This is a genomic window from Exiguobacterium sp. s11, from assembly GCF_018619015.1.
Lineage (GTDB): Bacteria > Bacillota > Bacilli > Exiguobacteriales > Exiguobacteriaceae > Exiguobacterium_A > Exiguobacterium_A indicum.
In genome coordinates, this window is sequence record NZ_JACSNF010000001.1 from 824066 (window position 1) to 837413 (window position 13348).

Below are 13348 nucleotides of genomic sequence, written 5' to 3' on the forward strand. Positions count from 1 at the left end.
GGGCTTAACTCAGCCCTTTGATCAACATCCGATGAATCCCGTCACGTGTCTCAAGCAACTCATATTTGAATCCACTTGCCATCCAGCTCGTCACGACCTCATCGATCGTTCCGAAAATCATCTGACGTGCTAATCGATAATCGAGTTCGTTTGAAAACTCACCTGTCGTCATCCCGTGCTTGACGACTCGGTCAATCAGATGCAAGTACGGTTTCAAGACGGCAGCGATGTTTTGACGCATGTCTTGGTTCGATTGACGCAATTCGATCTGCGTGACGACCGCTAAATCATAGTCGACGGATAATTGCTCGAGGTGCGCCTCGATCAATGCTGCCAATTGTTCCGTCGCTGACGTATGGCTCGCGATTTGTCCTTCGGAATATTCGATGAAACTTCCCATTTTCGCTTGGAAGAGCGAAATCAAGAGATGTTCTTTATTCTTGAAGTACAGATAAATCGTTCCATCCGCAACTCCGGCTTCCTTTGCAATGGCAGTCACTTTCGCTCCATGGTAGCCGTTCTTAGCGATGACTTTTACGGCGGCATCAATGATGCGGTCACTCTTTGACATTGTTCGTTTCATTCCACTATCTCCTAACGCATAAAATGAATGATGGTTCATTCATATTTATTCTATCATGCCATTTTATCCTGTCAACTGCTTTCTTCGAGTTGTTTGGCACGTTCTTCTTCAACGAGAACACGGCGGAGAATCTTACCAACGAACGTCTTCGGTAACTCTTGCCGGAATTCGTACTGCTTCGGTACTTTGAACGATGCTAACTGTTTACGACAGAATTGATCGAGTTCTTCTTCCGTGACCGTCATCTCATCCTTGACGACGATGAACGCCTTGACGGTCTCTCCGCGGTAGACATCTGGAACACCGATGACGACCGCTTCTTTGACGGCTGGGTGTTCATATAGGATTTCTTCGACTTCACGTGGATAAATGTTGAATCCAGAAGCAATGATTAAATCTTTTTTCCGATCGACGATTCGGAAGTAATGATCCTCACCGATATATCCAAGGTCTCCCGTATGCAACCAACCGTTTCGCAGAACCGCTTGCGTGTCTTCTGGTCGTTTCCAGTATCCTTTCATGACTTGCGGACCTGTGACGATGATCTCACCAATCTCACCTGGAGCAGCTGGTGTCTCTCCGTCTGCTTGGACGATTTTCGCTTGCGTATCGGGCACCGGAATACCGACCGTTCCAGGAATCCGACGATCCCAGATACAGTTCGTATGCGTCACCGGACTCGTTTCAGACAGACCGTATCCTTCAACGATCCGCCCACCCGTCAGCGCTTCGAATTTTTCCTGCACTTCGACAGGTAGTGGAGCTGAACCAGAAATACAGGCTTCAATCGAAGAGAGATCATACTTCTTCAGCTTCGGATGATTCAATAGACCGACATACATCGTCGGAGCACCTGGGAACAGATTCGGTTTTTCCTTATGAATCGTCTTGAGTACCTGTTCGATATCGAATTTTGGAACGATGATTTGTTCATAGGCATTAAATATGCCGAAATTGAGGTTACACGTCATGCCATAGACATGGAAATAAGGGACGACTGCTAACAGCTTCCGTCCATCTCCTCGATTATATTTATAGAACCACTTGTCAATCTGTTCGACGTTTGCACTCAAATTGAAGTGTGTCAACATGACACCTTTGGGTGCGCCTGTCGTTCCACCCGTATATTGGAGAACCGCGACGTCCTCCTTCGGTTGAATCGCGACTGGTGTAATCGGCTCATACCCCCGCAAAGATAAAAACGGAATCGAACCTGTCGTATCAATGATGATGTTGTTATCTTTCCGTGCTTTAATCGGATACAGTTTATTTTTAGGGAAGGGAAGGTAATCCGCGATACTTGTCGTCACGACCGTCTTAAGTGTCGTCGCCGCTTTGACACGAGACGCTTTCGGATAAAGTAGATCAAGCGTCACGAGTAGATGTGCTCCCGAATCGACGAGAATCTGTTCAAGTTCACGGTCTGTATAAAGTGGATTCACTTGGACGACGATACCACCTGCATAGAGAACCGCATAATAACTGATCATATACTGGGGACAGTTCGGTAACATCAGTCCGACGCGATCCCCTTTTTTTAGTCCGTGCTCTTGTAACAGACTCCCAAGTGCGCGGGCCTCGTCACGTACTTCACGAAACGTCATACGTTTTCCTAAGAAACTCAAGGCACGTTGTTCTGGAAAATCGGTCGCTGCCTCATCGAGTGCCTGATAAAGAGGTAATTCTCGATAATCAATCGATGCGGGTACTTGCTCGGGATAATCAGATAACCAAACGGATTCCATACGTTTCCCTCCCAGATAATGAATTACTATTCATTTTTATTATACGTTGATTCCAATTCGACATGCCAGTAAAATCCAAAAAAAGAAATCGAATCTGCTTGTTTTTTTTTCGATTCTTTCAATCGAGAATCATACAAAAAAGCAGTACTTCCCTTTCTCGTTTCCGAAAAAGAAGCAGCACTGCTTTTTAATAGACATCACCGGGATGGATACGTGAATCCTTCTCCAATGACTTCGCGCACTTTATGAATGACGACGAAGGCGCGGGGATCCGCTGCTTCGACGATCTGTTTCAACGGTGCCAGTTGTCGTTTATCGACGATCATATACAACATATCATTTTTTTGTTTCGTGAAATGACCGTGACTGTGAATGACCGTTGCACTACGGCCGAGCGTCTCTGTCAGGATTGTCGCGATTTCCTCTTGGCGATGACTGATGATCGTGACCGCTTCGCGGACATTCAATCCTTCGCTGACGAGATCAATCAAGTATGAACCGATGATAATCGCAATCAACGTGTATAGCATCGTCTCTTCTCCGAATAGGAACCCTGATGCGCCGACGACTGCGACGTCGATGATGAACATCGAAACCGCGATACTGAGATTGAGATACTTATTCATCAATCGAGCGATGATCACACCCCCACCCGTCGTTCCTCCAGCACGAATAACAAGTCCGATTCCAACACCAATCAGAATACCCGCATAGACCGTACCAATTAAACGGCTATCCGATGATGTCGCTAGATTTGCTGTCGAAGAGAGGACAAACGATGTGACGGCGACCGAGATGACGGAGTAAAGCATCGTCTTCCGGCTAAGGAATCGATAACCGACGACGAACAGCAAAGCGTTCGCAATCAGGGAAACAAGTCCCGTATCCCAGCCATAGAGGTAGTAGAAGATGACCGTGATCCCGATCAATCCACCTTCTGATAAATCGTTTGGAATCGTAAAGTAATTGATGCCAAAGGCAAGAATGGCTGATCCAATGATGACCCAGAAGATATCCTTCCAAGAAATTAATTGCATTGCTTCAAAAGCACGGCGTCTTGTTTCTGCCGTTGTTGTTTTTCGTACGTTCATATGCGTTCCTCCTTTTTTGATTAGGCGTGGCTTCCAATAAAAATTCCGTACTGAAACGATGTCAGTACGGAATGATCACACGGTAAGACCGGTTCTTTTAATTAAATACAATCCAAAGGATACCGACGACCAAAAAGGCGATCGAAACCCCGAACATGATTTTCGCTAAACGTTCTAACACGGATTCACCCCACTAACGCTGATCCGATGACGTAGGACATGCCGATCGATAAGGCACATGAAATAATACCGACAGCAATGTTGCCGTTCTCGATTTCACGGTCTACCGGCAAATTCGGTGTCAGGAATTCAAAGATCCAGTATGTCGATATCAACAGTAAGAAGCCAAAAGCACTTTCAAGAAATATCGACCCGACCCGTTCTTCCCCTTGAACAGCGAAATGAACGATATTGGCGAGTCCGATGATTTTTCCACCTGTTGCTAACGCAACGGCGATGTTGCCACTCTTGATATGTTCCCAGTTTTTATACCGGGTTGTCAACTCAAAAAGTGCAAGTCCTAAAATGATCAGTAATCCCGCGACCGAATAGAGCGCTGTCGTATAGACATAGACGTTCTCAAAAATGTTCATCCTGCTTTCCTCATTTCAGTTCGATGATCGTCACACCGTGTCCGCCTTCACCTTGACCACCTAAGCGGTGACCTTTGACGTGACGATGACCTTTCAAGAATTCTTGGACACCTTGACGCATCGCTCCCGTACCCAGACCATGGATAACACGAATATGGTCGTAGTTCGATAACAAAGCTTGGTCCATGAAGCGTTCGAGCTTCGATAATCCTTCTTCAACACGGACGCCACGTAAATCCAGTTCAGCTGAAGGCGCCGATTGTTTCGTCACACTCGTACCACCAGAACGCCCTTTTGTTTGAGGACGTTTTGGAGTACTGCCGATCTTCGCGAGATCTTCCGGTTTGACGTTCACTTTCATGATGCCGACTTGAACGGTGTACTCGCCGTTCGCCTGTTGGTTGATGATATAGCCTTTTTGATTGAAGGTCGTGACTTTGACTTCTTCCCCTTTATCAAAACGTGGCGTTTGATCGTATTTCGCTTTAACTTTAGCGATTCGTTTTTCTTGCAGACTCGGCTTCGCATCTTCAAGTTTTTTACGTGCCTCGATCAATTCATGCTCTTTGACGGCACCAGCGTCTCGTAATTCCTTCAAACGTTTAATGACGCCTTCCGCTTCTTTTTGGGCACGTTCGACTGCACGTGCTGCTTTTTCTTCCGCTTTTGCCAGAATCTCATTTTTCTCTTCCTGGATCTCGGCTTGTTCTTGCTCGAATTGCTCACGCTCTGCAACGAGTCGTTTCTTCTCTTCTAGCAACTGAGCCTCTAACGTCTCAGCACGCTGTTTCGCCTCTTCCAGTCGTTCGATCATCGTTTCGACGGACTGTGCGTCGCTACCGATTTGACCACGTGCCGCATCGATGATCCGGTCTTCGAGTCCGAGACGTTTTGAAATCTCGAACGCGTTCGAGCGTCCCGGTACACCAATGAGTAAGCGATACGTCGGACTGAGGGATTCGACATCGAATTCCATCGACGCGTTGACGACTCCTTCTCGGTTATAGCCGTACGCTTTTAACTCCGAATAGTGCGTCGTCGCTGCAACACGTGCTCCGCGGCGTTTCACTTCATCAAGAATCGCGATCGCTAGGGCAGCCCCTTCTGTCGGATCCGTTCCCGCCCCTAATTCATCAAACAGCACCAAACTCATGAAATCGATTTTCTCCATCATCGAGACGATGTTCGTCATGTGCGAGCTGAACGTCGACAAGTTTTGTTCAATCGACTGTTCATCCCCGATATCGGCATAAATCGCATCGAAGACACTGAGCTCCGTCTCATCTGCTGCCGGTACATATAGTCCTGATTGCACCATCAATTGCAAAAGACCAATCGTCTTTAAAGTAACTGTCTTACCACCGGTGTTCGGACCGGTGATGACGAGTGATGTAAAATCGCCACCTAGCGAGACAGTGATCGGTACGACCTCTTCTTTTGGAATGAAGGGATGTCGTGCTTCCTTCAGAATGATATGGCGATTTTCATTCAAGCGTGGTTCAACCGCTCCGATCTGATGACCATACAACGCTTTCGCCATGATGAAATCAAGTTCTGCTAATACATCAAGATTGATGCGCAGCGAGTCACCGACACTCCCGACAAGTGCTGATAATTGGGCGAGGATTCGTTCGATTTCCGCCCGTTCTTTTAAACGCGCTTCTTGAATCTCGTTGTTCGCAGAAACGACGGCTTGCGGTTCGATGAATAACGTCGCCCCAGAAGCTGACTGGTCGTGGACGATCCCACCGAACGCTTGACGATATTCTTGTTTGACCGGGACACAGTAGCGATCATTTCGCATCGTCACGATGGCGTCAGACAGCATCTTCGCTTTACTACGTAAGACACTATCGATTTTTGAACGAACTTGTCCTTCGAGCGAACGCAACTGACTACGTAACGCTCGTAATTTATCACTTGCCGAATCTTGAACAGTTCCTTGGTCGTCAATGGCATGACGAATCCCCTGTTCGATCTCAACGAGCTTCGTGATCTGTTCGATTCGACTATCGAGTCGTGGTAATCGTAGATCCGGGTGATCCTCATGCAATCGTTCTTGGAACGCCTTCACTTGACGTCCTGAATAAACGACGTCTGCGACGGATAAAAGTTCACTTGTCGAGAGGACCGAACCAATTTCTGCTCGTTTCACTTCACTGCGGACATCTGTCAATCCACCGAACGGATAACGGTCACGCAACCGGTAAACCGTCGTTGCTTCCGTCGTGACGGCTAATAATTCCTTGACCTGCTCGAACTCTTCCGCCGGACGCATCGCTCGAACGAACTGTGCTCCAAGTGAGCTTGCCGTGAACGATAACATGTTTTCTTTTAACTTCTCATATTCTAAGACGCGTAATGCGTTGGCATTCATTTAATCCACTCCTAAACGTTTTCGACCGAAGAAAGCAAGTGCTGCTTCGGCACTCCACGTATTGATGACATCAGACGCCTCCAAATAGGCTTTACGTGCATGGAGGACTCCAAGTTTCATATCTTCTAACATTTCTGGTCGGTGTGTATCTGTATTGATCAAAATTTTCACACCAGCAACCTTCGCTTTTGCTAGGGAACTTGCCGTCAAATCGAATCGTGCCGGGTTTGCATTCATCTCAAGCGCTGTTCCTGTCTCGGCTGCTAGTTCGATCAAGCGATCAACGTTAACGGCATAGCCCTCTCGTCTACCGATGATTCGTCCTGTCGGATGGGCAATCAGAGAAACGTAAGGATTACGACACGCATTCTCAAGCCGTTGCATGATCTCTTCTTCCGTCTGATCGAATTTCGAGTGAATCGAGGCAATGACGTAATCCATCTCTTTTAAGAAATCATCTTCATAATCGAGCGACCCATCAGGCAAGATATCCATCTCGACGCCACATAAAATCGTCATCTCAGGATGTTTCTTGCGTGCTGCTTCGATTTCGACACGTTGCGCACGTAGACGTTCTTCCGTCAATCCATTGACGAACTTCATATACTTACTATGGTCGGTGATCGCCATCCATGTATACCCTCGTGCAGCACACGCATCGACTAATTCTTCAACAGATAATGTTCCATCTGACCATGTCGTATGCATGTGTACATCTGCTTGGATATCCTGTTCCGTCAAAAGGCGTGACAAATCCTGCTCGAACTCTTGACGCCCTGCTCGTAATTCAGGTGCGATGAACGGTAAGTCGTACCGCGCAAACAATTCTTCTTCCGTCTTCGGCTGCACTAATCCTCGCTCGGTCTCAACGCCATATTCAGAAATGCTCTCTCCCCGTTCTTTGGCAAGTTGACGCATCCGGACATTGTGATCCTTCGAACCCGTGAAGTGATGTAACGTTGACGCGTACGCCGCGTCATCGACGATTCGGAAATCAACCGCGATATAATGGACGTCTCGTTTTAAGACGAGTGATACTTTCGTACTGCCGGCAGCAATGACTTCATCGATGAGCGACAGTTCCAATAGTTGCTCCTTGATCCGATCCGGTTCGTTCGTCGAGAGGATGAAATCAAGGTCCTTGCACGTCTCTTCTGCTCGGCGGAAGCTCCCACCAACTTCGAAGCGAATGATTTCATCGAACGACGCAAGGGTCTGATTTAATTCCGCAACGACCTTCCGCATGACACCATACGGTAATCGTTCCGGTCGTGTTTCAAACGTTTCGAGCGCTTTGACGTACTTTTCGACCGTCTTCTTACCGAATCCAGGCATCGTTTCGACTGTACCATCCGCTAATTTCTCTGCAAAGGAATCCGCATCAATGACGCCGACTTCATGCAATTTAGCAAGTTTCTTCCCACCAAGACCCGGGATCTTTAGTAAAGCGATCAGTCCTTCTGGTACTTCTTGTTCGAGTTCCGTCAGTGCCGTACTCGTTCCCGTTTCCCGGTACTCCTCAAGAACAGCGGCCGTTCCTTTACCAATCCCCTTCATCGCCGTGAAATCCTCGATTGCCATGAAGTCAGCATCGGATGCTTCGAGGATACTTGCTGCTTTTCGGAAAGCATTGATCTTAAACGGATTTTCCCCTTTAACCTCTAGATAGACTGAGATTCGTTCCAAGTGACGCATTGCATCTTGAATCGTACGCATGTGCAATTCTCCCCTCAAAAAAAGCTCCCATTTAACGGGAGCATGTTTATTTTATCAATCCAACTTTGTCCATCAGCCAATTCGCAAGGAGCGGTGTATGTTGGATGATGAAGCTTGCCAAACTCGAGTCTGCGATCGCATCCTGTATCGACTGAATCGGAACGAATGCCGCTAAGAACAAGAGCAAGAAGATGAAGATATACATCTCGATGAAGCCGAAGACGCCACCTAATAATCCTTTGACTTGTTTTAAGATCGGGACATTCGTCAACGAATCAAACATCGACAATAAGATCGCTAAGATGATTTTTGTACCGAAGAACAGGACGACGAACCAAAAGGCTTTATAGAACACTTCATCGAGTCGTGCTGAACTTGGAATTGCGAACATCGTCAAGTCGATTCCCGCATCATCCAGTGTCGACGGATATGGAACCCACAAACGGAATTTCGTCGCCAGTTCCTCATAGAACGACAAGGCGACGATGAAGGAAATGATCAGGCTAAGCAAATGCCCGGCCTGCAATACGACTCCCCGTCGGACACCCGTCATGACTCCTAAGGCGAGAAGTAATAAGATAACGAAAGAAATCATAGTTTATAGTTCACCCAAATTCTTTTTTATTTTTACGTAATCACTACCAATATTAAGCGCCGCTAAGACGGCGATTTGACGAACGTCGAGTTGTGGTGCTTGTTCTCGGATTTCTCGAATTTTCGTATCGACGAGGAGACCCACTTCGCGTACGTGTTCTGGCGACTCCGTTCCGACAATCGTATAATCATTGCCTGCGATATGAATCGTCGTCCGGTTCAACCCTTCTGAATCAGCCATTTTTCTGTCCTCCTCATACTTTGCTTCTTTCATATAGTACCATCATTTTCGTTTTAGGAAAAGAAGTCCCCCATCGGTCTTAAGGATGGTATGCTTAATCCCGGAAAGGGAGGTTATCTCGTGGGAACTACCGTTTTACGCTTATCTAAAGAAAAGCAAGACCTCGTCATACAAGAGTTTAAACAAGGACAGACGAAGAGTCCACCGTATGCTCGTTTCGCCGCTAAAGTACCTGGATGTGTCATCACGATTTACAATTCTGGAAAAGTGATGTTTCAAGGAACCGAAGCTGAAACCATCGCTTCACGCTTCGGCACGGCTTCACCGACTAAATCGAAGGAACCACTTGTTTCAACGTTACCAAATGGTTTTGCAGAATGGTCCGTTGCTGGCAGTGACGAAGTTGGAAAAGGCGATTTCTTCGGTCCACTCGTCGTCGTCGCTTCCTTCGTTGATCGAAAGCAGATTGCACTTCTTCAGGAACTCGGTGTTCGGGACTCCAAGCACTTGAATGACACGGAGATTCGAAAAATCGCCCGTGATCTTCATGCCGTCATTCCGTACACATATCGTATCCTACACAATCCAGAATACAATCAAATGCAACGCACGATGACACAAGGAAAGATGACTGCCCTGATGCATAATGATGTCCTGCAGCGGCTGCTTGACAAACTGGAGACGAAACCAGAAGCGATCTTGATAGATCAGTTCGCTGAAAAGACCGTTTACTATAAACACTTGTCTGGTGTCGTCAATCCCGTTCGAGAAAATGTCTACTTCTCGACCAAGGCGGAACAACTCCATGTCGCCGTCGCTGCCTCCTCGATCATTGCTCGCGCCATCTTTTTGAAGGAGATGGACAAGTTGAGTGAAACAACAGGTGTCGTCATTCCGAAAGGTGCTGGTGCTAAAGTGGATCAAGTCGCTGCCTCACTGATTTTACGTTATGGAGCTGACAAACTTCGTGACTGGACGAAAGCCCATTTTGCGAATACGAAAAAGGCACAACAACTAGCTGCGAAACGAAACCGACCATGACCTTAACGGAATGGTCGGTTTTTTAAATGACGGACTTCCCTTCAGACAGTCGTTCTAATTCCGCAAGCAGTATGTGTTTTTCATTAAAAGGAATCGTTTTTGTACCGATTCGTTCTACCTCGTCATGACCTTTCCCGACGATGACGATGCGTTTCCCTTCGTGCGCCAAATGCGCTGCTTGTACGAGCGCTTCGTGACGGGATGTATGACACCCTACCAACTGTTCACGTGGAATATCGACAATTAGCTCTTCGATGATTCGATCCGGATTCTCTGTCCTCGCATCATGGACCGTTGCGATGATGTGTTCACAATATTTGCTTGCAATCCGCCCCATCTCCGCTCGTTTCGTTCGATCACGCTCTCCAGCTGCACTTAAAACGACCGATAGCGATTCTCCGGAAGAAGTGAGTGCCTGTAAACATTTTTCTAGACCATCCGGTGTATGGGCATAATCGATATAAATCTCACAAGGTGCCCAGTCCAGTCGTTCAAGTCGTCCTTTCGGCAATTCCAGTTCTGGAATATGACGAATCAAATTATAGAGATTGGCATCGCCTGCCCGCAATAATCCCATCGCCGCCGCTAAATTCGCTGCATTGAATTCACCTAGTAAAGCTGTCGGCACACGCGTCGTCGTCTCGTCGATCCGCACATTGACGGTGTCTGTCAACCATTCGACCGCGATCTGTGACGTCCGATGTGGTTGCGTCGTATACCAGATGACAGGTTGTAAAGGCGCGGCTTCTCGCATGACGCGACTCCAACCATCTTCTCGATTCAAGACGATAGTCCGACCATTTGACGCAGCGACTTGTTGAAACAACAACGCTTTCGTCTTGGCGTAATCCTCCATTGAATGGTGGTAATCCAGATGATCATGCGTCAGGTTCGTAAATGCTGCCGAGTGGAAAGACACTCCTTCGACTCGACCTTCAGCTAATGCGTGAGAAGACACTTCAATGATGCAATCCGTCACGCCTTTTTCAACCATTTCATACAACAGTCGATGTAAGATGATCGCTTCAGGCGTTGTATTCGGCGTCTCAATGAGTTCCTCATCAATTCGTGCACCGACCGTGCTGATCATGCCGGCTTTTATACCTGTTGCTCGAAAGAGATCATACGCCAATTTCGTCGTCGTCGTTTTTCCGTTCGTTCCGGTTACACCGTAGACACGCATCTTTTGACTCGGTTGATTGTAAAAGCGATTCGCGACTTGACCTGCAAGTCGTTTCGTATCCGGCACGGTAATGACGGGAACCGGGCAGTCCGGAAACGAGCGTTCAACTAAAATCGCCACAGCCCCGTTTTTGATTGCCTGATTGATATAATCGTGACCATCAACCGTGTAGCCGTTGATACAGATGAATAATCCGCCAGGTGTGATTTGTCGCGAATCGGTTGCGATATTCGTAATGAGTGGATTGATTGCTTCCTTTATAGTGAATGGTAATAGTTCAGTCAGGAGCTTCGCTAGTCGATTCATGATGTACTCTTCCCTTCTTGTCTCTTCTCTATGTCAAGATGAATTAGTCAACCGATCACATCAGCAGTCGTATCCACTGTTTCAAGTAAATCAAATACTCTTTTACGGAACATACCCGCTTTAAGACTTGCTTAATCTTTTATCATGCTAGAAAATTATTCTCTTCAATGCTCGAAATGAGTGTTTCTTCCCTTGCACCTCTTAATCAGCTTTGATACACTCTTAAAGTTAACTAGTTAACTAAAAGGAGAAATAGGATGCTCTACACACAAGAAGATGTACTCGGACAACTATCAAAAGTCTCGCGTCTCGTTAAACGAGAAATTGATGCTACCTTGCTTCCCTACTCGTTACATACGGGTCAATGGGCACTAATAAAGGCAGTCGCATTACTACAACCTGTCTCACAAGTCCAACTGGCCGATTATCTAATCATTGAAAAACCAGCTGTGACGAAAACCGTCTCACGTCTTGAGACGCTTGGTTTCATCACTCGGATAAAAGAAGGACGAACACACTTTGTCTCGTTGACACCTTTAGCCAATGAACGGTTCGACCAAATCGATGCTGCGGTCCAAGAGACCCACCAACGCTTACTCGCCTCCTTCTCCCTTACCGATCAGCAACAGCTTGGTGAATGGATGACGCACCTACTTACTCTACATCGACAGGAGGAATCTTCATGACCGCTCGGTTATTCTCGCGTCATTACATCATGACGCTGATCATTAACCTATTGCTCTTCATCACATTTTATCTACTCAATGCCTCACTTCCTTTACTCGCTGCTAAACAGTTTCCAGTCTCCGCTTCAGCACTCGGGTGGATTGTGACGAGTTTCATCCTGGCAACCGTCTGTTCTCGTCCATTGATTGGTCACTGGTTAGATCGTTACGACTTAAAGCACGTCTTGATGATCTCTGCAAGTCTCTTTACAGTCATGAGTATCTGCTACATGCTCGTCCTACCTTTGGAATCATTTTTCTATCTAATCATCATCCGTATCATCCACGGATTTAGTTTCGGGATGTTATCTTCTTCGATCAGCCTCGCCGTCACGACATTGATTCCAAAAACACGTCAAGGCGAAGGGATGGGGTATTTCGTCCTTTCGATGAACTTGGCATCCGTCCTTGGTCCTGTCATCGGTCTTGCCTTTATTCAAGAAAAAGCATTCGTTCTGTACTTCGTGACAGTTGCTGCCCTAGCAATCATTGCTTTCTTGTTAATGACGCGTCTACCGCTGACGAGTCAACATGTTCCAAGTACTTCTGCGTTTCGTCTAAGCCAATCCCTCTTCTTATCGCGTCCGCTTTTGTTAGTAGCAACTCTGTTGGCAGGCGTTGCGATTTCTAGTACATCAGCGTTCATCTCACTGTATACGGACTCGATTGGACATATCGCATATGCTTCTTATTTTTATGCGTTAGTCTCTCTCGGAATGGTCGGGATTCGACCAATTGCCGGAAAACTGTTTGATCAGCGAGGTGCTGCATTCGTGCTGTTGCCATCGTATGCCCTATATATGATGGGCTTTGTCATTCTCGGCATGTATCCTTCGTTTGCCGGTTTATTGACTGCTGCCGTCATCATTGGTATCGGTTCTGCGTCCATCTTCCCAGGTCTTCAAACGGTCCTTTTGAATTTCGCACCTCCTGCACAGAAAGGGAAAGCCATCTCGACCTTTTTCCTTGCTTACGACACAGGCTTCGGAATAGGTGCCTTGATTCTCGCTACAGTCGCAAACGGTATCGGCTATTCCAATATGTTCTTGTCCTGTAGTCTGATCGTTCTCGTAAGCGGTCTACTGTATTTCACCTTTACGAAACGACAAGCTGCGTCATCTGAAACAGAAGAACTTGCTTCTTGAATCTGTCG

The 13348-nt window shown here is 46.9% G+C and carries 12 protein-coding genes; 3 read left to right on the plus strand and 9 right to left on the minus strand.

The features are described 5' to 3' along the window. Window positions 1-4 precede the first annotated feature (4 nt). The 8 genes from KNQ12_RS04570 to zapA form a co-directional block, all read right to left on the minus strand. Window positions 5-583, minus strand: a complete 579-nt coding sequence (locus KNQ12_RS04570; protein ID WP_023468997.1) for a fatty acid metabolism transcriptional regulator FadR — start codon at window positions 581-583, stop codon at window positions 5-7. 71 nt (window positions 584-654) lie between these two features. Beyond that, window positions 655-2328: an AMP-binding protein gene (locus tag KNQ12_RS04575; RefSeq protein ID WP_035396576.1), complete on the minus strand. Its 1674-nt coding sequence runs from the start codon at window positions 2326-2328 to the stop codon at window positions 655-657. Between the two features lie 197 nt (window positions 2329-2525). Further along, window positions 2526-3419 carry a YitT family protein gene (locus tag KNQ12_RS04580; RefSeq protein ID WP_023469000.1) on the minus strand — a complete coding sequence of 298 codons (894 nt, stop codon included), beginning with the start codon at window positions 3417-3419 and terminating at the stop codon, window positions 2526-2528. Between the two features lie 185 nt (window positions 3420-3604). Then, complete coding sequence (locus KNQ12_RS04585) at window positions 3605-4012, minus strand: DUF350 domain-containing protein (protein ID WP_023469001.1); 408 nt, start codon at window positions 4010-4012, stop codon at window positions 3605-3607. 10 nt (window positions 4013-4022) lie between these two features. Further along, window positions 4023-6389, minus strand: a complete 2367-nt coding sequence (locus tag KNQ12_RS04590) for an endonuclease MutS2 (protein ID WP_023469002.1) — start codon at window positions 6387-6389, stop codon at window positions 4023-4025. Then, the gene (gene polX, locus KNQ12_RS04595; protein ID WP_035396571.1) at window positions 6390-8105 is read right to left on the minus strand and encodes a DNA polymerase/3'-5' exonuclease PolX; all 1716 of its coding nucleotides are present in this window, start codon (window positions 8103-8105) and stop codon (window positions 6390-6392) included. Between the two features lie 46 nt (window positions 8106-8151). Beyond that, on the minus strand, window positions 8152-8700 hold the full coding sequence (locus tag KNQ12_RS04600; protein WP_214746547.1) for a CvpA family protein: 549 nt from the start codon (window positions 8698-8700) through the stop codon (window positions 8152-8154). Window positions 8701-8703: 3 nt separating this feature from the next. Next, window positions 8704-8940 (minus strand): cell division protein ZapA, encoded by a 237-nt coding sequence (zapA, locus tag KNQ12_RS04605; protein WP_029342308.1) that lies wholly within the window; start codon window positions 8938-8940, stop codon window positions 8704-8706. Window positions 8941-9060: 120 nt separating this feature from the next. Here zapA and rnhC point away from each other — a divergent pair, with 120 nt between their 5' ends. Then, entirely contained in the window at window positions 9061-9981 is a 921-nt protein-coding gene (rnhC, locus tag KNQ12_RS04610; RefSeq protein WP_214746550.1) for a ribonuclease HIII, read from the plus strand. Between the two features lie 22 nt (window positions 9982-10003). On the opposite strand, the gene KNQ12_RS04615 is transcribed toward rnhC, so the two are convergent. Further along, a complete protein-coding gene (locus tag KNQ12_RS04615; RefSeq protein WP_214746553.1) occupies window positions 10004-11470 on the minus strand; it encodes a UDP-N-acetylmuramoyl-L-alanyl-D-glutamate--2,6-diaminopimelate ligase in 1467 nt (488 codons plus the stop codon). Between the two features lie 257 nt (window positions 11471-11727). On the opposite strand from KNQ12_RS04615, the gene KNQ12_RS04620 reads away from it, so the two are divergent. Both KNQ12_RS04620 and KNQ12_RS04625 read left to right on the plus strand, forming a co-directional pair. Then, window positions 11728-12156: a MarR family winged helix-turn-helix transcriptional regulator gene (locus tag KNQ12_RS04620; protein WP_214746556.1), complete on the plus strand. Its 429-nt coding sequence runs from the start codon at window positions 11728-11730 to the stop codon at window positions 12154-12156. Then, window positions 12153-13340: an MFS transporter gene (locus tag KNQ12_RS04625; RefSeq protein ID WP_214746559.1), complete on the plus strand. Its 1188-nt coding sequence runs from the start codon at window positions 12153-12155 to the stop codon at window positions 13338-13340. Before KNQ12_RS04620 ends, KNQ12_RS04625 begins: the two co-directional genes overlap by 4 nt. Window positions 13341-13348 lie beyond the last annotated feature (8 nt).